At 56.6% G+C, this 24,654-nt stretch carries 21 protein-coding genes; 12 read left to right on the top strand and 9 right to left on the bottom strand.

Annotation, left to right across the window (positions count from 1 at the left end; translation table 11 throughout):
• The first annotated feature begins 10 nt into the window (after nt 1–10).
• From moaC to moaE, 3 genes are read left to right on the top strand one after another with little or no spacing between them, the layout of a single operon-like run.
• The gene (gene moaC / locus LQK91_RS08615) at nt 11–496 is read left to right on the top strand and encodes a cyclic pyranopterin monophosphate synthase MoaC (RefSeq protein ID WP_008925053.1); all 486 of its coding nucleotides are present in this window, start codon (nt 11–13) and stop codon (nt 494–496) included.
• Nucleotides 489–734 (top strand): molybdopterin synthase sulfur carrier subunit, encoded by a 246-nt coding sequence (gene moaD, locus LQK91_RS08620; protein WP_003851844.1) that lies wholly within the window; start codon nt 489–491, stop codon nt 732–734. The genes moaC and moaD overlap by 8 nt, the downstream gene beginning before the upstream one ends.
• 1 nt (nt 735) lies before the next feature.
• Nucleotides 736–1,188, top strand: a complete 453-nt coding sequence (gene moaE / locus LQK91_RS08625) for a molybdopterin synthase catalytic subunit MoaE (protein WP_105099386.1) — start codon at nt 736–738, stop codon at nt 1,186–1,188.
• 98 nt (nt 1,189–1,286) lie between these two features.
• On the opposite strand, the gene LQK91_RS08630 is transcribed toward moaE, so the two are convergent.
• The gene (locus LQK91_RS08630; RefSeq protein WP_008925055.1) at nt 1,287–2,072 is read right to left on the bottom strand and encodes an OBAP family protein; all 786 of its coding nucleotides are present in this window, start codon (nt 2,070–2,072) and stop codon (nt 1,287–1,289) included.
• 106 nt (nt 2,073–2,178) lie between these two features.
• Here LQK91_RS08630 and LQK91_RS08635 point away from each other — a divergent pair, with 106 nt between their 5' ends.
• Both LQK91_RS08635 and LQK91_RS08640 read left to right on the top strand, forming a co-directional pair.
• Complete coding sequence (locus LQK91_RS08635) at nt 2,179–3,273, top strand: DUF1615 domain-containing protein (RefSeq protein WP_105099385.1); 1,095 nt, start codon at nt 2,179–2,181, stop codon at nt 3,271–3,273.
• A 104-nt stretch (nt 3,274–3,377) separates the two neighbouring features.
• A complete protein-coding gene (locus LQK91_RS08640; RefSeq protein ID WP_033762576.1) occupies nt 3,378–4,085 on the top strand; it encodes a Bax inhibitor-1/YccA family protein in 708 nt (235 codons plus the stop codon).
• A 48-nt stretch (nt 4,086–4,133) separates the two neighbouring features.
• On the opposite strand, the gene LQK91_RS08645 is transcribed toward LQK91_RS08640, so the two are convergent.
• The 3 genes from LQK91_RS08645 to LQK91_RS08655 are packed head-to-tail and all read right to left on the bottom strand — an operon-like array spanning nt 4,134 to nt 7,101.
• Nucleotides 4,134–5,099, bottom strand: a complete 966-nt coding sequence (locus tag LQK91_RS08645) for a lysylphosphatidylglycerol synthase domain-containing protein (protein ID WP_003851834.1) — start codon at nt 5,097–5,099, stop codon at nt 4,134–4,136.
• Nucleotides 5,099–6,343 (bottom strand): cardiolipin synthase ClsB, encoded by a 1,245-nt coding sequence (clsB, locus tag LQK91_RS08650; protein ID WP_003851832.1) that lies wholly within the window; start codon nt 6,341–6,343, stop codon nt 5,099–5,101. Before clsB ends, LQK91_RS08645 begins: the two co-directional genes overlap by 1 nt.
• On the bottom strand, nt 6,340–7,101 hold the full coding sequence (locus tag LQK91_RS08655) for an endonuclease/exonuclease/phosphatase family protein (RefSeq protein WP_003851831.1): 762 nt from the start codon (nt 7,099–7,101) through the stop codon (nt 6,340–6,342). The genes clsB and LQK91_RS08655 overlap by 4 nt, the downstream gene beginning before the upstream one ends.
• 179 nt (nt 7,102–7,280) lie before the next feature.
• Here LQK91_RS08655 and LQK91_RS08660 point away from each other — a divergent pair, with 179 nt between their 5' ends.
• From LQK91_RS08660 to LQK91_RS08675, 4 genes are all read left to right on the top strand, one after another.
• Complete coding sequence (locus tag LQK91_RS08660) at nt 7,281–7,673, top strand: YbhQ family protein (protein WP_003851829.1); 393 nt, start codon at nt 7,281–7,283, stop codon at nt 7,671–7,673.
• A gap of 217 nt (nt 7,674–7,890) precedes the next feature.
• Complete coding sequence (rhlE, locus tag LQK91_RS08665; RefSeq protein ID WP_003851827.1) at nt 7,891–9,264, top strand: ATP-dependent RNA helicase RhlE; 1,374 nt, start codon at nt 7,891–7,893, stop codon at nt 9,262–9,264.
• A gap of 2 nt (nt 9,265–9,266) precedes the next feature.
• Nucleotides 9,267–10,217 carry a tRNA dihydrouridine(16) synthase DusC gene (gene dusC, locus LQK91_RS08670; RefSeq protein ID WP_003851824.1) on the top strand — a complete coding sequence of 317 codons (951 nt, stop codon included), beginning with the start codon at nt 9,267–9,269 and terminating at the stop codon, nt 10,215–10,217.
• Between the two features lie 70 nt (nt 10,218–10,287).
• Entirely contained in the window at nt 10,288–11,475 is a 1,188-nt protein-coding gene (locus tag LQK91_RS08675; protein ID WP_008925062.1) for an MFS transporter, read from the top strand.
• Between the two features lie 50 nt (nt 11,476–11,525).
• On the opposite strand, the gene LQK91_RS08680 is transcribed toward LQK91_RS08675, so the two are convergent.
• The 4 genes from LQK91_RS08680 to LQK91_RS08695 all read right to left on the bottom strand — a co-directional run bounded on the left by LQK91_RS08680 (nt 11,526) and on the right by LQK91_RS08695 (nt 17,292).
• On the bottom strand, nt 11,526–13,127 hold the full coding sequence (locus tag LQK91_RS08680; protein ID WP_003851818.1) for an inorganic phosphate transporter: 1,602 nt from the start codon (nt 13,125–13,127) through the stop codon (nt 11,526–11,528).
• Nucleotides 13,128–13,314: 187 nt separating this feature from the next.
• Entirely contained in the window at nt 13,315–14,445 is a 1,131-nt protein-coding gene (locus tag LQK91_RS08685) for a L,D-transpeptidase family protein (RefSeq protein ID WP_105099384.1), read from the bottom strand.
• 214 nt (nt 14,446–14,659) lie between these two features.
• The gene (locus LQK91_RS08690; RefSeq protein ID WP_039659229.1) at nt 14,660–16,474 is read right to left on the bottom strand and encodes a glycoside hydrolase family 15 protein; all 1,815 of its coding nucleotides are present in this window, start codon (nt 16,472–16,474) and stop codon (nt 14,660–14,662) included.
• 236 nt (nt 16,475–16,710) lie between these two features.
• Nucleotides 16,711–17,292, bottom strand: a complete 582-nt coding sequence (locus tag LQK91_RS08695) for a DedA family protein (protein WP_105099383.1) — start codon at nt 17,290–17,292, stop codon at nt 16,711–16,713.
• Between the two features lie 209 nt (nt 17,293–17,501).
• Between LQK91_RS08695 and LQK91_RS08700 the strand changes: the two genes are divergently transcribed.
• From LQK91_RS08700 to LQK91_RS08710, 3 genes are all read left to right on the top strand, one after another.
• Nucleotides 17,502–18,089 carry a Yip1 family protein gene (locus tag LQK91_RS08700; RefSeq protein WP_008925064.1) on the top strand — a complete coding sequence of 196 codons (588 nt, stop codon included), beginning with the start codon at nt 17,502–17,504 and terminating at the stop codon, nt 18,087–18,089.
• Nucleotides 18,090–18,268: 179 nt separating this feature from the next.
• Complete coding sequence (gene pbpG / locus LQK91_RS08705; protein ID WP_003851808.1) at nt 18,269–19,216, top strand: D-alanyl-D-alanine endopeptidase; 948 nt, start codon at nt 18,269–18,271, stop codon at nt 19,214–19,216.
• Nucleotides 19,217–19,442: 226 nt separating this feature from the next.
• Nucleotides 19,443–21,887: a DUF3772 domain-containing protein gene (locus tag LQK91_RS08710; protein WP_008925066.1), complete on the top strand. Its 2,445-nt coding sequence runs from the start codon at nt 19,443–19,445 to the stop codon at nt 21,885–21,887.
• 94 nt (nt 21,888–21,981) lie between these two features.
• Here the strand turns inward: LQK91_RS08710 and LQK91_RS08715 are convergent, their stop codons facing one another.
• Entirely contained in the window at nt 21,982–24,633 is a 2,652-nt protein-coding gene (locus LQK91_RS08715) for a beta-N-acetylhexosaminidase (RefSeq protein ID WP_105099382.1), read from the bottom strand.
• Between the last annotated feature and the right edge of the window lie 21 nt (nt 24,634–24,654).

Below are 24,654 nucleotides of genomic sequence, written 5' to 3' on the forward strand. Positions count from 1 at the left end.
AACGGTAAGTATGTCTCAACTCACACACATTAACGCCGCGGGCGAAGCACACATGGTGGATGTCTCCGCCAAGGCTGAAACCGTGCGCGAAGCGCGGGCAGAAGTGCTGGTGCTGATGCAGCCTGAAACGCTGCAGATGATTATGGAAGGCAGCCACCACAAAGGGGATGTCTTTGCCACGGCGCGCATCGCCGGGATTCAGGCAGCAAAACGCACCTGGGAGCTGATTCCGCTCTGTCATCCGCTGATGCTGAGCAAAGTGGAAGTGAATCTGGAAGCGGAACCGGATCATAATCGGGTTCGAATTACCACGCTCTGTCGCCTCACCGGCAAAACCGGCGTCGAGATGGAAGCGCTGACGGCCGCCTCGGTTGCCGCCCTCACCATCTACGACATGTGCAAAGCGGTACAGAAAGATATCGTCATCGATCAGTTGCGTTTAATCAGCAAGAGCGGCGGTAAAAGCGGCGATTTCCAGGCGGTCGCGCATGATTAAGGTGCTGTTTTTTGCCCAGGTGCGTGAGCTGACCGGCACGGCATCACTTGAGGTCGGTGCTGATTACCCGGATGTGGCCACGCTGCGCAGTGCGCTGGCCGACCGCAACGATCGCTGGGCGCTGGCGCTGGAGTCAGGCAAACTGCTGGCGGCGGTCAATCAGACGCTGGTGCCGATGACGCATCCGCTGCACGCCGGGGATGAAGTCGCCTTTTTCCCGCCCGTGACCGGAGGCTGAGATGGAAACGCAGATTCGCGTTGGCCCTGCACCCTTTGATATGGCGGAAGCGTATCGCTGGCTGGCGGCCTGTGATGAAGATGGTGCGGTGGTAACCTTTACCGGCAAAGTCCGCAACCACAATCTGGGTGATAACGTGGCGGCGTTGACGCTGGAGCACTATCCCGGCATGACCGAAAAAGCGCTGCAGGAGATTGTGGATGCGGCGCGCGAACGCTGGCCACTGCAGCGGGTTACCGTGATTCATCGCGTCGGCGAACTGTTTCCCGGCGATGAAATCGTGCTGGTGGGTGTGACCAGTGCGCATCGCAGCAGCGCCTTTTCTGCCGCAGAGTTCATCATGGATTACCTGAAAACCCGCGCCCCCTTCTGGAAGCGTGAAGCGACTGAGCAGGGCGATCGCTGGGTGGACGCCCGCGACAGCGATCACCAGGCAGCTCAGCGCTGGGACTAAGGCGGCGTTAATGGCTCAGCGGGCCAGACCCTTTTCGCCCGCTGAGTCTCCTCTGTGTATCCACACGCCACTGCCAGAAAACACGCTTATCACGTCGCTTAAGGCTGCTTTAGCTGCTCCGCCGGGCCAAACCCGGTCTGGCCGTGGCTGTGTTCACCACCGCCAGTGGTGCGCTTCAGCTGAATAACCTGACCCTTTTCCCAGGCATTGGCGCCCGGTGCCGCCGGATGCGCTACGATATCCGCTCGTTCGGCACGGATCTGTTTACTGTCGACGTCAAAGCGGCGATCGCGGTCTGCCAGCAGTCGCGAATCCATCTGACCATCCGCTGTAAAGCCCATCATCAAGGCCGGAATGCCAATTGGCAGCGTTTTATCACGATCCGTGTGCCAGGTGTGCCAGGTCTTTCCGTAGGTGTTCGCGATGCGTGTCATCAGGGCATGGTCGGCGGCGGCGGGTAAGCCCGGCGCAATCAGCGTGCCCGATTTCACCTCATACTGATGGCTGTGCCACAGTTTCTTCTCTTCCGGCGGCAGGGTCTTAAACAGCCGTTCGCTGATAATGTACTCCACGCCCATCAGCCGTGCGTCGCGCGTATTGCCGTCGTAAATCACCGCCTGCATCACATCGTCGTTCAGCACGGTGACATAGTGGTGCGCCTCCATCTGACCGTTCCTGTCGCCGTTATAAAAATGGAAGCCATCGAGATAGGTGTTAATGGCGTCGATAGGCGGACGTGACTGCATCACGCTGGCACCCGTCTCCAGCACCTTAAGCGAGGAGGAGGTAGGCGCGCCCGGTGACTGCACCTGGGCAGGCGTATTATTGGCGCCGCAGCCGGTTAATAACAGGCTGAAGGCCGCAACAGGCCAGAGTTTAAACATCGTAAGTTCCTTTAACGTTAAAAAAGGTAACCTTAGTTCAGTTCTCGCCTGCCTGCGAAACGCTGGCAATGGTAGAGTAGGGCTTTCGTTCATTCTGAGGACAGGCATGTCATCCACCCCGATTCTGCAACGTCTGACACTGGTCGCCGCACTGGTGCTGGCGGGTTGTAGCAGCAAGAAAACCCCTGAGGCGCCCGTGCGGCAGCCCGAAGATGTCAAAGCGCAGATCCAGCGACTGCTGCCGTCGCACGTCAGTAATAAAGCCGCATGGAGTGACGACATCTACACCACCTTCCGCACGCAGCAGATCGATCCCAGCGCCAGTAATCTCTGCGCAGTCATCGCCGTAGCGGATCAGGAGAGCAACTTCAGCGCGGAGGCCACCGTACCGGGCCTGCCAAAAATTGCCTGGGGCGAGATCAACCGCCGTGCGGCGCAGGTGCATGTGCCGGCCTTCCTGGTGCGCACCGCACTGCTGATCAAGTCGCCGACCGGGGAAAGTTACGCGGCCCGTCTGGACAAGGTGCGCAGTGAAAAAGATCTCAGCGCTATCTTTGATGACCTGATCGACATGGTGCCGATGGGCCAGACGCTGTTCGGTAATCTCAACCCTATCCACACCGGCGGGCCGATGCAGGTCAGCATTGCGTTTGCCGAAGCACACGCCAAAGGCTACCCGTGGCCGATCGATGGCACCATCCGCCGCGAAGTCTTTACCCGTCACGGCGGAATCTACTTCGGCACTATGCATCTGCTCGGCTACCCGGCTGACTACAGTCAGCCGCTCTACCGCTTTGCCGATTACAATGCGGGCTGGTACGCCAGTCGCAATGCGGCCTTCCAGGCGGCGGTGTCACGCGCCACCGGCATGAAGCTGGCGCTGGATGGGGATCTGATTCTTTATGGATCGGATGCGGCAGGGGGGACTGAACTCGCGGTGCGCACACTGTCGAAGCAGATCGACATGAGCAACAGCGATATTCGCCGCGATCTGGAGAAAGGGGAAAAAGCGTCGTTCAGCGACAGTGAACTCTGGAAACAGGTCTTTACCCTGGCGGACAAAATGGCGGGTCGCAAACTCCCGCGTGAAATGCTGCCGGGCATCAAGCTGGAAAGCCCGAAAATCACCCGTAATCTGACCACGGCGTGGTTTGCGCAGCGCGTTGACAGCCGCTATCAGCAGTGCCTGTCGCGCCGTTAAGCGGCATGTTGTGGCGCAGTTGAGCTGAGCTGTGCCACACTTAGCCACTGGCATGTCTCCCGGTTGGGAGCGCATCTGTTCATCCGTCTAACAAGAGGTGCATCATGGACCGATATCCAAGAAATGATTCCATCGTTCAATCCGCATCTCGCGGTTTACAAGCCTATATGGCGCAGGTTTATGGCTGGATGACCTGTGGTCTGTTACTGACCGCGTTTGTCTCCTGGTATGCTGCGCGCACGCCTGCAGTGATGGAGATGGTGTTTGCCAATCGCATCACTTTCTTCGGGCTGATTATCGCGCAGCTGGCACTGGTCTTTTTCCTGTCAGGTATGGTGCATCGCCTGAGTGGGGCAGTGGCTACCGGACTGTTTATGCTCTATTCGGCCCTCACCGGCTTGACCATGGCGAGTATCTTCCTGGTTTACACCTACTCCTCCATCGCCAGCACCTTCTTTGTTACGGCGGGGATGTTTGGTGCGATGAGCTTCTACGGCTACACCACCAAACGCGATCTGAGCCGTTTTGGCAGCCTGCTGTTTATGGCGCTGATTGGCATTGTACTGGCGTCGCTGGTGAACTTCTGGCTGAAAAGCCCGGCGCTGATGTGGGCGATTACCTATATCGGCGTGGTGGTGTTCGTGGGATTAACGGCGTATGACACGCAGAAGCTGAAAAATATTGGTGAGCAGATCGATGCCCGCGACACGGAGAACCTGCGTCGCTACTCGATTATGGGTGCACTGACGCTCTATCTCGACTTCATCAACCTGTTCCTGATGCTGCTGCGGATTTTCGGCAACCGCCGTTAAGTCAGTGAGTCATTAGCAGGGAGGCGCATTATCTGCGCCTCCCTTTTTTTACGACTTCTGCAATTTCTGTTCGTTCTTCTGACGCAGATGCTTCGCCCGACTCTCCAGCCCCAGATAGAGCACCAGCGCTAACAGCAGCGGCAGGATAAAGTAGAGCACGCGATACGCCAGCAGCCCCGCAATAATGGTGCCATGCGAGACGTGCTGACCGCTGAGCAGCGCCAGGAAAACCGCTTCCAGCACGCCAATACCCGCCGGAATATGCACGATTACGCCCGCGATACTGCTGATCAGCAGCACGCCCAGCACCATCGGATAGCCTGTGTCACGTCCCAGCAGCAGCCAGATAATCGCGCCCATCACCATCCAGTTGGCGCAGGACACTGCGAACTGCAGCAGCGCCATGCGCAGCGAAGGCAGCTGCAGCGTCTGGCCTTTTACCGTCCAGCGCCGCTGCTTTGAGAAAGCGCAGGCCCAGAGATAAACCGCCACCAGCACCAGCAGAACCCCGCCAATCAGCCGCAGTGTGGTCTCGCCGATAAACCAGCCGCTGGGGATCGAGACCATGCCCGCACTGAACACCACGCCTGCCAGCAGAATATAGCCCAGCCAGTTGGTCGCGATGCTCAGGGAGAAGATGCGGGTGATGGTGCCGCTATCGAGACCGAGTCTGGAGTAAAGCCGGTAGCGCATCGCTACGCCGCCGACCCAGGTGCTCAGCGTCAGGTTAAAGGCATAACAGATAAACGACACCAGCATCACCTGACGCTTCGCCAGTTTGTGGCCGCAGTAGGCGCGGCCAATCAGGTCATAGCAGCCATACACCAGGTAACTCAGCACCACCAGTCCGGCGGCGGTCAGCACCACAAAACGGTTGTAATTAACGATGACGTTATAAACATCTTCCCAGTTCACTTTGCGGGCATAAACCACCAGCAAAACCACCACCGCGATGAAAAACAGTACGGTGAGGATTTTTTTCGCCAGTTGCCAGCGTGGATGTTTTTTTGCCATCAGGATTTTGCTCCCGGATTATCAGCTTCAACGCGATCCTGCGTTTCCATTTCAGGTTGTACCGGCGGACTCACCTGAGCCAGCAAGGGCGTATGCGCCGGAAGCCAGCCCGCGATGGCCGGGAAATGGCGCAGGAAGTGAAACACCACCACGCTTTTACTCAGTTGCCACCAGTTTCGCGGTGGCAGGTGCTCCTCCTGGACGCGCTTGCAATCGTTGGCCAGCAGCGCTTCGAGGTTGTCACGCAGCGTCTGATTAAAGGGATGATCGTGAATGATCAGGTTGGCTTCCAGGTTTAAAGAGAGGCTGAGCGGATCGAGATTGCTGGAGCCGACGGTGGCCCAGTGATCGTCTTTTACAGCAATCTTGCCGTGCAGCGGACGACGAATATATTCATACACTTCGACGCCGCCATCGACCAGATAGTTATAGAGCAGCTCCGCACCCACTTTTACTATCGGCATATCTGGCTCGCCCTGAACGATCAGGCGTACCCGGACGCCACGCTGTGCGGCATTACGCATCTCACGCAGCAGCCGGTAGCCAGGAAAGAAGTAGGCGTTGGCAATAATGACATCCCGCTTCGCCTCGCGCAGCATCTCCAGATAATGCACTTCGATGTCGTCGCGATGCTCGTCGTTATCGCGATAGACATAGAGTACCTGGGCATCGCCAGGTGTAGCGTTCACTGCCGGACGATGAGAACGCGAGCCCCACCAGCGGCGGGTAGGCTGCTCGCTGCCAATCGCCTGTTGCAGATAGCGTGCGATGTCGGCCACAACCGGGCCTTTGACCTGCACTGAGTAATCCTGTTTTGCCTCCGGGCCATAATCGGTGTTGTGCTCAGCCGAGAAGTTGATGCCGCCCACAAAGGCGACGACATCATCCACCACCACGGTTTTGCGGTGCAGACGGCGGAATACGTTGGTGCGCATCCCCATCACCAGCGGACGGGGATCGTAATAGATGAAACGTACGCCCGCGCTGGTCAGGCTGTTCACAAATTTATCTGAGAGTTCAGCGGAGCCATAACCATCGACCATTACTTCAACCCGCACGCCGCGCTGTGCCGCAGCCAGCAGCTCACGGTGCAGAGCGTTGCCTACCTCATCCTCAAACAGAATAAAGGTTTCAATTAATACCGTGCGTTCTGCCCGCTGAATCGCGCCAAAGACGCGCGGGAAAAACGCTTCGCCATTTTCCAGCAACAGCAGCCGGTTGCCTTCCTGCCAGCTAAAATTCATAGGTGGATCTCCACGGCCAGCGGTGCATGGTCCGACAGATGTGACCAGGGTTTACGTGGCAGCGCCCACGGATGACTGACCGTGGCGTTGCGCACATAGATGCGGTCAAGTCGCAGGATCGGGAAGCGTGCCGGAAAGGTCCGCGCCGGGCGTCCGGTTTTCATGCTGAATACCTCTTTCAAACCCGCACCCTGTTTTAAAATTGAGTTAGCGCGTCGCTGCCAGTCGTTGAAATCACCCGCCACGACGACCGGTGCGTCGGGCGGCAGCGAGTTAACCATTTCACATATTTTCTTCATCTGCGCGTGACGATGCGCTTCTTTCAGGCCCAGATGTACGCAGATGACATGCAGCGTGCCGTGCGGTTCCGGCAGGGCAATCTGGCAATGCAGCATGCCGCGATTTTCACTGCCTGCCACCGAGATATCCCGGTTTTCATATTCGGTGATGGGGAAGCGTGACAGCACCGCATTGCCATGATGTCCCTCCGGATAGACCGCATTTCGCCCATAGGCGAAATCGTTCCATATGGTGTCGGCCAGAAACTCATAATGCGGAGAATCGGGCCACGCCTCATGATTAAGGGCGTGGATAGCATGCGTGCCCATTACCTCCTGGAGAAAGACCACATCCGCCTCTGTTGCGCGAACGGCGTCGCGTAATTCGGGCAGGATGAATCGGCGATTAAACGGGGCGAAACCCTTGTGTGTATTGATCGTCAGGACTTTTATTGAAAATCCTTGCGTGTTTTGTGGCATACTCGCGACGCACTCCTTTTCATCATCATCAGAATCAAAGTGTAGTCTTTGTCACAAATGGGTGGTGAAAGAGGGCAATAATTAGGGCGTTATCCGAAAATTGTTTTACATTGAGGAAATCGTTTCCGGCTTCTGCCGGTAGCACTTGGGCGACCTGTTGGGTCTGCCAGGAGAACTGAATGAAATGGTCTAATCGTATTCAAATCATCACGGGTCAAACGTTATTGCATATTGCTATGCATTTACTGGTGATCGCTGCGCTGATCTGGGGCTGGAAGCACAAGGCTCTGGTTGATGTCTGCAGTACGCTGGTGGCGATGTATGCACTGGTTTTTGTTGCCATGCTGGTAACACAGCGCATCCCACGTTTACGTACTCTCGGCGATTATCTTGAAGAAGCGACCACCACTTACTACTTTGGCGCTGCCATGATGACACTGTTCCTGGTGTCGCGAATTTACCACAACAACCTGCTGCTGGCCTGTCTCGGCGTAGTGATGTTGCTGGGTCCGGCGCTGGTCTCGCTGCTGGCGAAAGAGCCGCCGCGGCGAATCGAAAACAAACGTAGTTAAGTTGAAGGCCACCGGAAGGTGGCCTTCCTGTTTTCAGGCGGTTAAGTTGTGTCAGTAAATGTGAGCTATCTCGCACACTGTCTATAAAGCTGATACACTCGCTCGCTTACGCATCGTAGTTTGTGCCCTTTTCACGCGTCAGCCCCAGCTGGCGTCATTATCCCTCTGAAAACTACACCGTGAATCACGGCCAGAGCGGACCGGAGTAAATCACGTAATGTCTTTTGACTCTCTCGGCCTGAGTGCCGATATTTTGCGCGCGGTCGCCGAACAAGGCTACAGCGAACCTACACCTATCCAGCGCCAGGCGATTCCTGTGGTGCTGGCTGGCCGCGATCTGCTGGCGAGTGCCCAGACCGGCACCGGCAAAACGGCCGGCTTTACTTTACCGCTGTTACAGAAACTCTCAGCCACTGCCACGCCAATCCGCGGTCGTCGCCCGGTGCGCGCCCTGATCCTGACCCCAACCCGTGAACTCGCGGCGCAGGTCGGTGAAAACGTCAGCGACTACAGCAAGTATCTTTCGCTGCGTTCGATGGTGGTGTTTGGTGGTGTCAGCATCAATCCCCAGATGGTCAAGCTGCGTGGCGGCGTTGATATTCTGGTCGCAACACCAGGCCGCCTGCTGGATCTGGCGCAACAGAATGCCGTTGACCTGTCACAGGTCGAAGTTCTGGTGCTGGATGAAGCGGACCGCATGCTGGATATGGGCTTTATCCATGATATCCGTCGTGTGCTGGCGCGCCTGCCGGCGAAACGTCAGAACCTGCTGTTCTCTGCCACCTTCTCTGATGAGATTAAAGGTCTGGCTGAGAAACTGCTGACCAATCCGGAAATGATTGAAGTGGCTCGCCGCAACACCGCCTCTGAGCAGGTTGCGCAGCAGGTGGCTTTCGTTGATAAGAAGCGCAAGCGTGAACTGTTGTCGCAGCTGATTGGCGAAGGTAACTGGCAGCAGGTGCTGGTCTTCACCCGTACCAAACACGGCGCGAACCACCTTGCCGAGCAACTGGGCAAAGATGGCATCAGCGCTGCAGCCATTCATGGCAACAAGAGCCAGGGTGCACGTACCCGTGCGCTGGCCGACTTTAAGTCAGGCGGTATTCGCGTGCTGGTTGCGACCGATATCGCGGCCCGTGGCCTGGATATTGAAGAGCTGCCACACGTCGTGAACTACGAGCTGCCTAACGTCGCCGAAGATTATGTTCACCGTATTGGCCGTACAGGTCGTGCAGCCGCGACCGGTGTCGCACTGTCGCTGGTCTGCGTCGATGAGCATAAACTGCTGCGTGATATTGAGCGTCTGCTGAAGCGTGAAATCCCGCGTCTGGCCGTTGAAGGTTATGAACCCGATCCGAGCATCAAAGCGGAGCCGATCATTAATGGTCGTCAGCAGCAGTCTCGCGGCGGTGCAGGTGGCGGCGGCCGGGGTCGTGGTCAGGGCGGACAGGGTGCAGGCGCATCGCGTTCATCTTCATCCGGCGACAAGCGTCCTCAGGCGCGTCGTCAGAGCCAGGCCGCGCCTCAGGGCGATAAGCCCGCGTCGCGTCCGCGTCGTCCGGCAGCCGCGAAGCGTACCGGTAACGTCTGAGTATGAGGGTTTTACTGGCGCCGATGGAGGGCGTGCTGGATTCACTGGTGCGCCAGCTGTTATCGGAAGTGAACGACTACGATCTCTGCATCACTGAGTTTTTGCGCGTGGTCGATCAACTGCTGCCGGTAAAATCTTTCTACCGTCTCTGCCCCGAACTGCATAACGCCAGCCGCACGCCTTCAGGCACGCGGGTGCGTATGCAGCTGCTGGGGCAGCATCCCGAATGGTTAGCCGAGAACGCCGCACGCGCGGTGGAGCTGGGTTCCTGGGGTGTTGATCTCAACTGTGGGTGTCCCTCTAAACTGGTCAACGGCAGCGGAGGCGGCGCGACCCTTCTTAAAGATCCCGATCTGATTTATCGCGGCGCGAAAGCGATGCGTGAAGCCGTCCCTGCGGATTTACCGGTAACGGTAAAAGTGCGGCTCGGCTGGGATTCCAGTGCCCGCAGTCTGGAGATTGCCGATGCGGTTCAGCAGGCGGGAGCCAGCGAGCTGACGGTGCATGGGCGGACCAAAGAAGAAGGCTATCGCGCAGAGGCGATCAACTGGCAGGCAATTGGCGAGATTCGTCAGCGGCTGCGCATTCCGGTGATTGCCAACGGCGAGATCTGGGACTGGCAAAGCGCGCAAAATTGTATGGCAGTGACGGGCTGCAGTGCGGTAATGATTGGCCGTGGTGCACTGAACATCCCCAACCTGAGCCGGGTGGTGAAATACAACGAACCACCGATGTCCTGGACGGATGTGGTGCGGTTACTGCAGAAGTACAGCCGGCTGGAGAAGCAGGGCGATACCGGCCTCTATCACGTGGCGCGTATCAAACAGTGGCTGGGTTATCTGCGCAAAGCCTATGGCGAAGCCGATGGCTTATTCAGTGAAATCCGCGCGTTAAAAAACTCCGGCGATATTGCGCAGGCAATCGATCGTCACGCGATTGTTCACGGTTTGTGATAAAAAATCAGGCGACCCCTTCGCGACCTGACGGTATAGTGGGCAAAATTTCCTATACCACTAGCCTGCTATGTCTGACACCGCTGTACTGAGCAACAGCCAGCTCAACAAACGAATCCTCTCCGTTATTATCTTCACTTTCTTCTGTTATCTCTCCGTCGGACTGCCGCTGGCCGTACTGCCGGGCTTTGTCAAAAATCATCTTGGCTTCAGCTCCTTTATTGCCGGACTGATTATCAGCATTCAATATTTTGCGACGCTGCTCAGTCGTCCGCAGTCGGGCCGTCTGGCCGATCGGCTGGGGCCAAAACGGGTGGTGATGCTGGGACTGCTCTGCTGCGGCATGAGCGGGGTGCTGACTATCGTGGCCGCAATGCTGAGCAGCTGGCCGTGGCTGAGTCTGGCGCTGCTGGCTATCGGGCGACTGTTTCTCGGGGTAGGCGAAAGCTTCAGCAGCACGGGCTCTACGCTGTGGGGCATGAATATCGTCGGGCCGTTGCAGACCGCGCGCGTCATCTCCTGGAACGGTGTCGCCACGTATCTGGCGATGGCTGTGGGTGCACCGCTGGGCGTGCTGCTCAACAATCAATTTGGCATGAGTGGATTTGCCGGACTGATTGCGCTGATGGGCGTCGCCGGTTATCTGATGGCCAGCCGCAAACCGTCGGTCACCGTCAGCGTCGGCGAGCGCATTCCGTTTCACCGCGTCTTCTCCCGCGTCTGGCTTTATGGTCTGGCGCTGGGCTTCGGCACGATCGGTTTTGGCGTCATCGCGACCTTTATTACCCTCTATTTTGCCAGTCGTGACTGGCAGGGCGCAGCCTATGCGCTAACGCTGTTCAGCCTGGGTTTTGTGCTGGTGCGGCTGGGGTTTGGTCGCTTTATTACCCGCTTTGGTGGATTGCGTGTGTCGCTATTCTCTTTTCTGCTGGAGTGTCTGGGACTGCTGATTATCTGGCAGGCGGATAGCGCCTGGCTGGTGGGCGTGGGCGCATTCCTGACCGGCAGCGGTTTTTCGCTGGTCTTTCCGGCGCTGGGTGTTGAGGCGGTAAAAAGGGTTGAGCGTCAGGATCAGGGCTCGGCGCTGGGAACCTATTCCGCTTTCCTCGATCTTGGGCTGGGTTTAACCGGCCCGGTGGCGGGACTGTTTATCGGACACTGGGGAATGCAGTCGGTTTATCTGGCTGCTGCGATGATGGTGCTGGGCGCATTACTGATTACGCTGCGGCTCTATGGGCAACAACGGCTCAGCGCCTGATTATGGTCAGCATTGGCTCACCCCCTGACTGGTGGTGAGCCAGAGATGCATCAGAAATGGGTAAACAGCCAGTAGAGCAGGGCGGAAAGCAGAATAGAAACCGGCAGTGTTAATATCCAGGCGACAGCCAGATTACGCAAGGTTGAAAACTGCAGACCTGAGCGGTTGGCCGCCATGGTGCCTGCCACGCCAGACGACAGCACATGTGTAGTCGACACCGGCAGGCCAAAGCCATCCGCTGCGCCTATCGTCATCATCGCCACCAGTTCGGCGCTGGCACCCTGCGCATAGCTCAGGTGCGTTTTCCCAATTCGTTCTCCCACTGTCACCACAATTCTGCGCCAGCCCACCATGGTGCCAAGACCCAGCGCAATCGCCACCACCACTTTCACCCACATCGGGATAAAGCGGGTGGCGCTGTCGAGTTCCGCTTTCACCGCCTTAAGGTTGCGTTCCGTCTCCTGTGGCATTGCAACTTTCGTGTTTTGCAGATGCTTAATCGACTCTGAGGCCAGATACATCTGGTTGCGGGTGTTGGTCACCGCCTGAGCAGGAATATTGTCCATGGAGCCGTAACGGCGAATCTGATCGCCTACCTCGTTCAGCGTCCTCGCCAGCGCCGGCAACACATCGGCATTCATCTGGTTACTGCCGACAAAGCCGGTCAGCACGTCGCGGGCCGCCGGCGGGTTCGCCGTCGCCGGTTGCAGCTGCAACAGCTGATGCGCGGTCACTTCAGTCAGCGCGGCTACGCGTGGGATCTGATCGGCAGGCAGCGATCGGTTGAGGGCGTAGGCGATCGGCATGGTACCGACCAGGATCAGCATAATCAGCCCCATCCCTTTCTGCCCATCGTTGGAGCCGTGCGCAAATGAGACGCCGGTACAGGTCAGGATTAGCAGGCCACGAATCCAGACCGGTGGTGGTTGATCGCTTTTTGGCGCCTGATAAAGCTGCCGATTGCGGATAAAGATCTTCATTACCCAGAGCAACAGCCCGGCGCAGACAAAGCCGACCACCGGTGACAGTAGCAGAGCGTAGCCCACCTTCAGCGCCTGATCCCAGTCTACGCCGCTCACACCGCTGCGCCCGTGCAGCATGGCGTTGGCAACCCCGACGCCAATAATCGAGCCAATCAGGGTATGCGACGACGACGACGGCAGGCCGAAATACCAGGTGCCGAGATTCCAGATAATGGCGGAGAAAAGCAACGCATAGACCATGGCGAAGCCGTTGCCGCTGCTGGCCTGCAGGATCAGCTCGACCGGCAGCAGCGAGATAATGCCAAATGCAACCACGCCGCTGGAGAGCAGCACGCCCATAAAGTTACAGAAACCGGACCAGACCACCGCGACGCCGGGCGTGAGCGAGTGAGTGTAAATCACTGTAGCAACTGCATTGGCGGTATCGTGGAAACCGTTGACGAACTCAAAGCCGAGCGCAATCAGCAACGCCAGTCCCAGCAGAAAGAACGGCAGATAGCTGGTGACCGGCATATTGGTCTGTTCGACGTCATTGACCAGGTTGAGTCCGGCGAAGGCCAGTCCGGCGACCAGCAGAATAAAAAATAGCGGCTTGCTGAAGCGACTGCCCTTGCCGTTGAAATCGGGCCGTCCCTGGGCTGATGAGGAGGAGAGACTGTTTTCGCTCATGGTGTACCTCATATGGCTGATGCCGGATGCTGATATGCATCGGGTTAACGGAGTGTGATACGCGCTTTATATGACAGATTAATGATGGTCACGTGGGGAAGGAGAGGAGAAATATTCGTCAATTTGCCTTTATGCAGGCAATAAAAAAGCCAGCGACAGGCGCTGGCTTCAGAAGGCAGAGTGACAATTACGAGCTGGTATTTGCCGCTGCTGCTGGCGCTGCAGGTGTTACCGGCGCGGCAGGTGCAGCTGGCTCAGTGGCTGGCTGCTGCGGCTGCTGCGGCTGAGTAGCATCGCTGCTTGCACCCTGTGGCGTTACCGGCGTCATTGGCTCTTCCTGAGGAGCAGCCTGTGAATTTTCGGGTACCGGAATCGGCGCAGTCTGGACATTGTTTTCCACACCATTCACTTTTACTGGCATACCGGTACGGCTCTGAATCGCGGCATTAACCTGATCCTGATTCACGCTGGCATCAACCACAATTTTGCTCACGGCCTGAGTCAGGGTAATCGGCACCAGCTCACGTGAGTTGAACTGCTCTTCAGTGGTCGACAGTGGGTTATGCACTTCCACATAACGTGAACCGTCCGGCTCTACAGTCGCTTTCACGGGCTGATCAACGAACTGTACGCGTGTGCCAACCGGCACATTCTGATACAGCCATTTGATATCGTCAGCACGCAGACGCACACAGCCATGGCTCACGCGCAGGCCGATGCCGAAGTTGGCGTTGGTGCCGTGAATCGCATAGAGACGACCAATGTAAAGCGCGTAAAGGCCCATTGGGTTATCCGGGCCTGCCGGGAACACCGCTGGCAGCGTTTCGCCGCGAGCCGCGTAGTCCGCATGCATACCTTTGGTTGGCGTCCAGGTCGGGCCATCTTTCTTACGTTCTACCGCGGTAGTCCAGCTGATCGGCGTATCTTTACCCAGTTCACCGATACCAATTGGCAGAACCACGACGGTTTTGCTGCCCTTCGGGTAGTAGTAAAGACGCATCTCCGCGCTGTTAATCACAATGCCTTCACGCGGTGCGTCAGGCAGGATCAGCTGCTGTGGGATGATCATTTTGCTGCCAGCCTTTGGCAGATAAACGTCAACGCCCGGATTGGCTTCCAGCATATTGCTGAGGCCCATCTGGTACTGTGCCGCAAAAGCTTCCAGCGGCAGTTTGCTGTCTTCAGGAACAGTAATTTCGATATTTTCCCCGATCAGACGGCTGTTGGCCGGCGGCAACGGGTAAACCACAGCAAAGGCTGACTGGCTGAACGCCGCCAGAGCCAGTGCGATTGAAGCGAAAGCGCGAATGATTTTCATATTTTACAATTCTTTATCGCCATATTTCAGGCTGTTCAGTGTGTCGAATTCATGCTGGCCAATGTGACCTGCTGCGCATTATATGTTCATTAAACTGACGTTGTGAATCGGGATTTTAACCTCCCTGCAATACTTTACGTAATTTCAGCGCGGATGTTAGCGCATTTCCGTGAATCAGGAGGGTAAAAATGGGGCTTTCCGGGGTTACCACCGATTAAGGTTGCCACTGCGTCTGTTCGCCACTGAGTTTGCGGTTCAGGAAAAAGGCGGCACTGATCAACGCCAGATGTGTCAGCGCCTGCGGTGTATTCCCCAGCGCATGGCCGTGACTGTCAAACTCCTCGGCATAAAGGCCCAGCGGATTGGCGTAGCTCAGCAACTTCTCGAATTCAAAATGCGCCTCCTGAATCCGCCCTGCGCGTGCCAGACATTCGACATACCAGAAAGAGCAGGCGCCAAACGAGCCTTCCGATCCTTTAAGACCGTCGGCGGGCGTCTCATGCGTATTGTAACGCCTCACCATACCATCACTGACCAGGTTGGCTTTGATCGCATCCAGTGTGGCAATCCAGTCCGGATCGGTGGCACCAACAAAGCGTACCAGCGGCATCAGCAGCATGGAGGCGTCAAGGTATTCGCCATGCCGGGTCGAAGAGAAGTGACCGCGTTCGCTGTTCCAGAAATTCGCCCAGATATCTTCGCGGATCTCACGGCGTGCCCGATCCCAGCGCTCGTAAGGCATCGGCAGGGATCGCTTCATGCCGAGACGCAGCGCACGATCCATCGCTACCCAGCACATCAGACGTGAATGCAGGAAATGCTCCGGTTCGCCGCGCATCTCCCAGATACCGGCATCGGGCTGATCCCAGTTATCGCTTAGCCAGTCGATCATTTTGACCACATGTTGCCAGCCGCGCTGAGAGATCGCCTCGCCATATTTGTTGGCCAGATAGACCGCATCCATCAGTTCGCCATAGATATCGAGTTGCGTCTGCTGCCAGGCATCATTGCCGATGCGCACCGGTCGGGAGTCGGCATAGCCGGAGAGATTCAGTAATTCCATCTCATGCAACTCAGTGCCGCTGTCGAGACGGTACATCACCTGCAGGCGCATCTCATCATGATGGCTGTTTTCAACGCAGCGACCCACCCAGTGAGTAAAGTGTTTAGCTTCATCGATATAACCCAGCCGCATCAGCGCATACATGCTGAAGGACGCGTCGCGGATCCAGGAGGCGCGATAGTCCCAGTTGCGTTCGCCACCCAGTTCTTCAGGCAGACCAAACGTTGCCGCCGCCGCAATGGAGCCGTGCTGATACGAAGTCAGGAGCTTCAGGACCAGCGCCGAACGCTGCACCATTTCACGCCAGCGTCCCTGATAGGTGCTGTGGCTGCTCCAGTGTCGCCAGTAATTCAGTGTCTCTTCAAAGCAGTGTTCAGTGGCCAGCGCTTCGATATGCGCATCATCCACGCTGCCAAATTCGAACTGCGCATATTCGCCGGGCTGTAACGTGAAGTGGGCTGTCGCACTCTCATCCTCCAGCGTCATCACCACCGAGGCTGCAAGGCGCAGCGACGGCTGGCCCTCAGCATGAAAGTCGATACAGCCATTATGCGCTTCTGCACGGGTCTGCGCCCGGGCATAGTCGTGGCGGGGCGAACAGCGCATCTGAAAGGTGGCACTGCCGCGGACCATTTTGAGCCGACGGATCAGGCGCGGCATCTTATCCCTGTCATCACAAATCGGCATGTAGTCGGTGATTTCTGCCACGCCTTCATCATCCAGCCAGCGGGTCTGCAGGATGTTGGTGTCGGGCAGGTAGAGTTGCTGACGTCGTGCATTGGGCCAGTCAGGAGCCAGAGAGAAAAGTCCGGCGTCATCGCTATCGAGCAGGGCGGCAAAGACCGACGGGCTGTCGAGTTCAGGCCAGCAAAGATAATCAATGGTGCCGTCATTGGCGATCAGCGCACAGGTGCGCAAATCGCCAATGACACCGTGGTCTTCAATCTTACGTTTTACCTTACTCATTCTCATCTCCCTGTCAGTGTCCCTGCTAACTATAGCTGAGCTATTCGATGCGGCTTCGGTTGGGCACAGATGGTTAACGTAAGGTTGAATAAGGCAGGGAAGGGAAAGCGCGTAGAACAGGGAAGGTGAAACTGACGACGTGGTCAGCAGGGTGCCCGGGCGCTGATACGTGTCTGGCGATCCTGCTGACGTTCACTGCCAGTGACGCCTGCTGGCAACGGCGTTGTTTATTTCATTTATTCCTGATCGGCCCGACGGTTATGCCAGCGGCGGATGAACCAGCGCAGCACAAAGGCAAAGATGACCGCGCCCACCAGCCACAGCAGATGTTTCAGATGCTGATCGAGTTTGTGCAGCCACGGCGCGATGATGCCGCCCGCGAAATAGCCGAGGGTCACGAAAATCACGGCCCAGATGGCCGCTCCGATAACGTTAAGAATGAAAAATTTCATTGGATTAAGGCGGCTGGCACCGATAATAATCGGGCCAATCAGTCGGAAGCCATACATAAAACGCACGCCAATTACAAACAGGCTGGGACGGCGTTTAATCAGTCGGTTCGCCTTGACCACTTTATCCTGATGCTTTTTAAAGCGGCGCAGGATGCGCGTGCCCCAGCGGCGGCCTACCCAGTAGAGCAACTGATCGCCGACAATGCCGCCACCCATCGCGGCCAGCACCACGCCCACGTAACGCAGCAGCCCCTCATGCGCGGCCACGCCGCCCAGCAATGTAAATGTTTCTCCTTCGGCAATACAGCCAATAAAAAGTGCCAGATAGCCGTACTGTGTAATTAATGCGTTGATATCCAGATGCAAAATGACTCTCCCTGTGCATTGGGTGATGGTTTCTTTCAGTCTATACGCGATTTGGCCTCCCTTCCGCCCGTGCACGATGGAGGGGTTTATTTACGCTGTTTTTTTGTCCGGTCACCACGAAAGTTTTACTGCCGTTTATACTTGAGAAGACGCTGCCCCCAAAGACGCATGCATCACCGGGCGGCCCATCGCATCAGAGGAGTGACTGTATGAACCATGTCTGGGGACTTCTGGCGCATCCGAACCAGGAAATGCGTCATATTAAGCAAGAGAATGAAAGCGTATCGCACCATTACACCCATCATGTTCTGCTGATGGCGGCGATCCCGGTGATCTGCGCCTTTATCGGAACAACTCAGCTGGGCTGGAATCTGGGCGACGGGCAATATGTGCAACTTAACCTGGCGACCGGGATCGGGCTGGGCATTCTATTCTATCTGATTATTCTGGGTGGCGTGGCGGTAATGGGACGCGTGATTCACTGGATGGCGCGGGATTACCCTCAGCGTCCCGGCGTTCAGCGCTGTACGGTCTTTGCCGGTTACGTCGCTACGCCGCTGTTCCTGAGCGGACTTGTCGCACTGTATCCGCTGGTCTGGCTCTGTGTGCTGGCAGGTGCGCTGGCGCTGCTTTACACCGGCTATCTGCTCTATATCGGCATCCCCCTGTTTCTGAATATCGACCGCGAAGAGAGTCTGCGCTTTTCCGGCTCAACGCTGGCCATCGGCGTGCTGGTATTTGAAGTGTTACTGGCATTAACTGTCGTGCTGTGGGGATATGGACCGCATCTTTTCTGATAGAACGCTGCCGCCGCTCTGGCGGCAGTTCTCTTTTTACGCCCGGAAACAATCTCACCAGGAAATTTCTTAACCTTACGGGTATGATACCGCTGCCAGCCCGCGCTGCGAGTTTACTGAGGCGGGCGGCCTGTGTCGGTCTGACACAGTACATCTTCATAACCGGGTTTTTTTCTACGATGCCTGCAAAAATTCGTTTTACTCTGCTTTCGCTGGCGCTGCTCGTTTCAGGGCAGATTGTTTCACTTCCGGCGCAGGCGACTACCACACTGTCGCAACTTGCGCCTATCGCTCAGCCGCAGATCGCCTCTGGCAGTGCGATGATTGTCGACCTCACCACCAATAAAGTGCTCTTTTCCAGCCATCCGGATCGGGTCAGGCCTATCGCGTCGATCACCAAGCTGATGACGGCGATGGTCGTGCTGGATGCGCATCAGCCGATGAACGAGATGATACCTGTCGATATCAGCCAGACGCCGGAAATGCGTGGTGTCTTCTCACGCGTGAAGCTCAACAGTCAGATCAGCCGCCGTAATATGATGCTGCTGGCACTGATGTCCTCGGAAAACCGTGCTGCTGCCAGTCTCGCGCACGCCTATCCGGGCGGTTATAACGCCTTTATCCGGGCAATGAACGCGAAAGCGCGATCGCTGGGCATGAAACAGACCCGCTATGTCGAGCCGACCGGTTTGTCGACGCAAAACGTCTCAAGTGCACAGGACCTGGTTAAGTTGCTCAAAGCCACACGGGAATATCCGGAGCTGGGCGCGCTTAGCACCACGAAAGAAGAGACGGCGGTTTTTGCTCATCCGAGCTATGCGCTGCCGTTCCGCAACACCAACCATCTGGTCTATAAAAATGACTGGCATATTCAGCTGACCAAAACCGGTTACACGGATGAGGCAGGCCACTGCCTGGTGATGCGTACCATGATTAATAATCGTCCGGTGGCGCTGGTGGTACTGGATGCCTTTGGCAAATATACCCACTTCGCCGACGCTAACCGTCTGCGTAGCTGGATCGAGACCGGTAAAGCGGCACCGGTCCCTGCGGCCGCACTGGCTTATAAAAAACAGAAGTCGGGCCAGGTCGCCAGCAATGGTGCCAGCAGTGCCGGCGTCGAGTAAAAATAGCCGACATGTTGTATTGCGCGACAGGCATTGCCTGCAGGCTGAGCAGGATGCCAGAATAGAATGTGGTCAGAGGCTTCAGGCCCTTTTTTGCCTCTGACCGCCCGGAATCAGCCCCAAAAAATGCCCGTTATTCCTATATTGCCCTCCCTTGCAAAGCCCTACACTACGCGCGACTGGCGAGGGAAGATCGCCTGATTTAAGCTGCCGGAATCTTACTCATATGTTTATACGATCCTTTTTTGCATTGTTAATGCTGGCGCTGGTGGGGTTTGCCCCGGCGCTGGCGCTGGCCGCGGATGATACGGCCACGCCTGCTCAGGAACAGGATGCGCCGCCGAAGCTGAATGCTGCGGTGGAACTGCCGAAAATGCAGAAGATCCTCGATAAAATTAAAAGTCAGGTCTCCGTCGATGCCGGCGAGAACAAGCTGACACAGCTGAATGAAATGGCGCTGGAACTGTCAGGTAACGCCGATACACTTGGCCAGGCATTGGTGCCCGATCGCCAGCAGGTGGAAGCGCAGTTACAGGTGCTTGGGCCGGCCCCTAAAGCCGACAGCGGTGTGAAAGAAACACCGGAAGTGACGCGCAAGCGAAACACGCTGGGGAGTCAGAAAAGCAAACTCGACGACCAGATTAAACAAGCCGAAGGCATTAAAAATGGCGCGCTGATGCTCTCTTCGCAGATTGTTAACCTGCGTCGTGATCAGCTGAAAAGCCAGCTGGCGCTTAACTCCGGCAGTATCCTCGGTGCGCGCTTCTGGTCACCGCTGCTCAGCGCTCAGGATCTGGAGGGCGAGAAAATTGGGGAGTTCCTGCAGGAGTTGCAGGACACCGCCGCGCTCTCATGGGAGCCGGGCTGGCGCGTGGGTAGTGTCTTCTGGCTGCTGGCGGCAATGCTGGTGATGACGGTGGGGCGTCGCTACTGCGAAGAGTTTCTGGCCTGGATCAGCATTAATAAACTGCCGGAAGGGAAGCTGCGTCGTAGTTTCCTGGCGGCAGCGGTAGCGCTGACTACGCTGGCGGCTGTTGTCCTCACCTTTAACTTTCTCTCTCTGGCCTTTACGCGCCGGGATGAGGTGTCTGAAAACGTTCAGGACTTTGTTGATCGTCTGGTGCAGCTAAGCGTCTTTTGTGGCCTGATTGCCGGACTGGGGCGCGCATTCCTCTCTACCCGCAGGCCCAGCTGGCGCTTACCGGCTATCTCCAATGAAGTGGCGATGGCATTAAAGCCGTTTCCACCCATCACCGCTGTGCTGGTGTTTATCTTCCAGACGGTCGAGGCGTTTAACTACAGCGTCGGCACCAGTCTGAATACCACCATTTTTGCCAACGGCCTGACGGCACTGTTGATTGGCAGTACTGCACTGGCGATCAGCATGCGCACCAACCGCGTACGCCGTCGCCTGACCCAAGCGGGCACACCGCCGGAAGCACGCTCAACGCTGGTCGGGCTGATTCAGATGGGCCTGACGCTGACCGCGGTTGCCATCCTCGTGTCGCTGCTGATCGGTTACGTTACGCTGGCGCGCTTCCTGAGTTATGAAGTGATCTGGTGCGGTCTGCTGTTTGGTTCGTTCTACTTCCTGAGTCACCTGCTCAAGGATGGTTGTGAGAGTCTCTTTTCGACCAGTAATGCCACCGGTCGACGCATTCAGAGTTCACTTAACATCAATGAGCGTCATTTGCAGCAAACGGCTACGCTGCTGACGGCCATCGGTAAAACCTTCCTGGTGCTGGTGGTGGCGCTGGCGCTGGTCAACGGCACCTTTGCCTCTTCAACGCCGATTGAGCTGCTGCAAAAAGTCATTGAGTTCTGGGGCGGTAAAGGCCTCGAATCCCTGAACATTGTGCCAGCGCATATGGTGAATGCGATAATTTGCCTGATTGTCGGCATCTATGTGCTGCGTTCGGTGCGTCGCTGGCTTGATACCGATTTCCTGCCAAAAACCACCATGGATGTGGGGATGCGGGTGTCGCTGGTGACGCTGTTCAGCAACATCGGTTATGTGCTGATTATTCTGCTGACCCTGTCGATTATGGGGCTGCAGTGGAACAAGCTGGCCTGGATCGTCAGTGCGTTGTCGGTTGGTATCGGTTTTGGCTTACAGGAGATCGTGAAGAACTTTATCTCCGGTCTGATTCTGTTGACCGAGCGGCCAGTGAAAGTCGGCGATCTGGTGAGCATCAGCGGCATTGAAGGGGATATTCGCCGGATTAATGTGCGTGCCACGGAGATTCAGCTGGGCGACAAATCCACCGTGATTGTGCCGAACTCGCAGTTTATCTCGCAGAACGTGCGCAACGCGACAATGGGTAATGCGCAGGGTGTGGTCACCATTACGCTGACCTTCCCGCTAAATATCGATCCGGTAAAGGTGCGCGATATTCTGCTGGAAGTTTATAACGAAAACGAACGTATTCTGGAAACACCTGAGCCATCGGTTTCGTTTAAAGATCTGACCCAGCAAGGGATTGTCCTGAGCGTCACCGGTAATGTTGCCGGTCAGCGGCAGATAGCAGGAGCGAAGAGCGATCTGCTGTTCGATATTCTGACGCGTCTGCGTAAAGAGGGCATTCTGCTCTCCACTCCGCAGACCATGATTATTGAGCGCCGTCAGCAGATAGCAGATGTGGAGCCGGTACCCGAAGAGAAGCTGGTTTAAAAGAACCCGTTTCAGAGGTGAAAGGGCCGACGTCTGTCGGCCTTTTTTATGTCCAAAACACGGGCTTTTAAGCCTGTTTTCTCACTCCCGCTGACTACAACGTTTCCTCACGGCTGGTGCGCTGGCCATCGCTGCTCACCGACCGAATGGCGACAGTACCGTTGACCTGCGGCGGTCTGTTGGCGTCGTAGCGCTGCCAGTTCTCACCCTTGTCCCGGCTGTATTCCAGCGTAATGCCAGGCAATGCCACGTTCATCAACAGAATACCATCAGCAATTTTTGCTCCCGGTACGGGCAGGCGATAATCAATACCCGCTTTATCCAGTTTTGCCAGTTCCCGTTGTCCCAGCAGGTTGGCAAATCGCTGCCAGTCGTTCAGAAGCGCCTTCTGATCAACAAGTTGTGTTTTGCCACCGGTATACTCCTCACCCGGCTGATAGTCCCGCTCCCAGCTGGCGCGGTGCCAGCTGCGTTCTGCGACTGAAAGGAGGCGAGGATAGTTCATGTACTCCATTTGATCGTCAGTGCGCACGGTCTCGCTCCACAGCTGGGCCGAAATACCATAAGCCCCTTTCCAGGGTTTCGCGGATTTGGCGCTGAAAACGTTACCGTCGCGATCTACCGAAGTTTCAGCATTCTGCGGCAGGTTGTCCGGTGCGAAGCCAAAGATTTTTCGCTCATCGTTGAAGCGAGTGCCCCAGTAATAGCCGCGCTCCAGTAGGTTAACTTCATACGGGAAGTCCAGATAGAGGTAGTCAGGGCTGGAGATGACTACGTCGTACCCTTTCTGTGACCAGTCACCGGCGCTGTCAAAACCGCCCCAGTAGAGGGTATCCCAGAAGTTGACTGCGACACGCGGCGTCGCGAACTCTCCGGCATGTTTGACATCTTTCAGGCCATCCTGCCAGGCCTGCATTTTGCCAATACCGTGCCGGTTCACGATTTCGTTCACGGTCAGGGCAAAATAGCTCGGCAGATGGGCCAGATCTTCCACTTTGCCGCTTTTCACCAGTGCCTGACAGGCCTGTGATTTTGCCCATGGCAAATCTTCGCGGCTCAGGTCTTGCAGACCGGTACCCGGTTTTGGACTGTTTTTGTCAGAGTAGCCTGCGCCCAGCCGGATATTCTTCGCTTCATCACCGCCAAAATGCCAGACGCTGAGTGGCTGGCCTGCCTCCTGGTGCATCGCCTTGATTTCACCAATCACTTTGTCCACGAAGCGTTGTGAACTTTCAATGCAGGGGTTGAGATAGCTGGTACGGTCGTAAAACTGCACTGAGGTGGTGTTGGAGTTATCGGTCGGATCGATCAGGCGCCAGGCGTTAGCCTCGTCAGGTTTCCCCTCCTTCATCAGCCGCTGATAGCGCGCTTCCATTGAGATGACCGCCGCCCGGGCATGGGCGGGCATGTCAATTTCCGGGATGACCTGAATGTGGCGCGCCTGCGCATATTTAACAATCTCTATATAGTCAGCGCGACTGAAATAGCCGCTGCCATTGTTATCACTGAAGGGGCCGGAACCCAGTTGCGGCAGCAGACACTTTTGTTCGGAAAGATCATGACAGCGTTTCGCACCCACTTCCGTGAGTTCCGGTAAGCCGGGAATCTCAATCCGCCAGCCTTCATCATCACTGAGGTGGAAATGGAAACGGTTCATCTTCCACGATGCCATCTGATCAAGCTGTCGCATCACCGCCTGTTTACTGTGGAAGTTACGGGCAACGTCAAGGAAGGCACCGCGATAAGCAAAGCGCGGCGCATCATGGGCTTCCAGCGTGGCAATCCGTGGCGCGCCCTCTGAGGGGACCAGTGACAGAATCGACATCAGACCGTAGAACGCACCGGCAGCGTCGTAGCCGACTATGCTCGCACGGCGGGAAGTAATATCGAGGTCGTATGCGCCCGATATCGCTTTTTTGCCGCTAAAGTGACCCGGTTTGACCTGCGTGGTAATAGCGAATCCATCAGGCGATTCTTTGAGGCCAAGCAGTGCCATACGCTGTCTCACTGCCTCAGCGGTTTCACGGCTCAGTCCAGTCAGTGACAAGGTGACGCCACGGCTGAGATCGGCATCCTGCGAACGAAGTTTAACGTCCAGCGGCGTGGGTGTGATTTGCCCCCGCAATGCTGAGGCTGGCAGGGTGGCGACATCGCTGTTTTTCTCAAACCGGCTGACAGGCTGCATCAGGACGTTATTGTCATCGGCACTGCGTCGCCAGTGGTTATCCAGCGGCAATACAAACTGGCTGGGATCTTCGTAGTCAGTGCTGGCAATAATTTTTGGCGTCGCCTCACCGGAGGTGACATACCAGCGCGGCATCACATCAGTCACGAACAGTTGCCAGTATTCGTTAACGATGGGGATCTGCACTGATTCGCCCGCGCCAATACCCGTGAATTTCTCTGTGGGCTCCAGTCGCGTTAAGTCTCCGACCAGATGCGTCAATGTAAACTGATCGTTATCGACCCGCAGCGTCTGGCGGATGTTGCTCATGTAGATGGCCCAGTTTTTGTCGGTCAGTGCAGGGCCGTTATTGGTCAGCGTGATAATGGCGCGGTTACAGGAGGCAAAATCGGCGCCTAACGCGGCGCAATCTGTACCGTGCAGTCCCGCCTGGTTGTCTGTTACCTGATAGGTCACGCCAAACTGGCTGATTTGATCAACCACCTTCTGCCCTGACGAGCTGGCGTGGCCTGTGGCGGTAACGCTCAGCAGAGTGAGCGCGATAAGGCTTAACTTGAACATGTTGATTCATCCTTAATGGTG

It is taken from the genome of Pantoea sp. MHSD4 (assembly GCF_021043305.1).
GTDB classification, from domain to species: domain Bacteria; phylum Pseudomonadota; class Gammaproteobacteria; order Enterobacterales; family Enterobacteriaceae; genus Pantoea; species Pantoea eucalypti.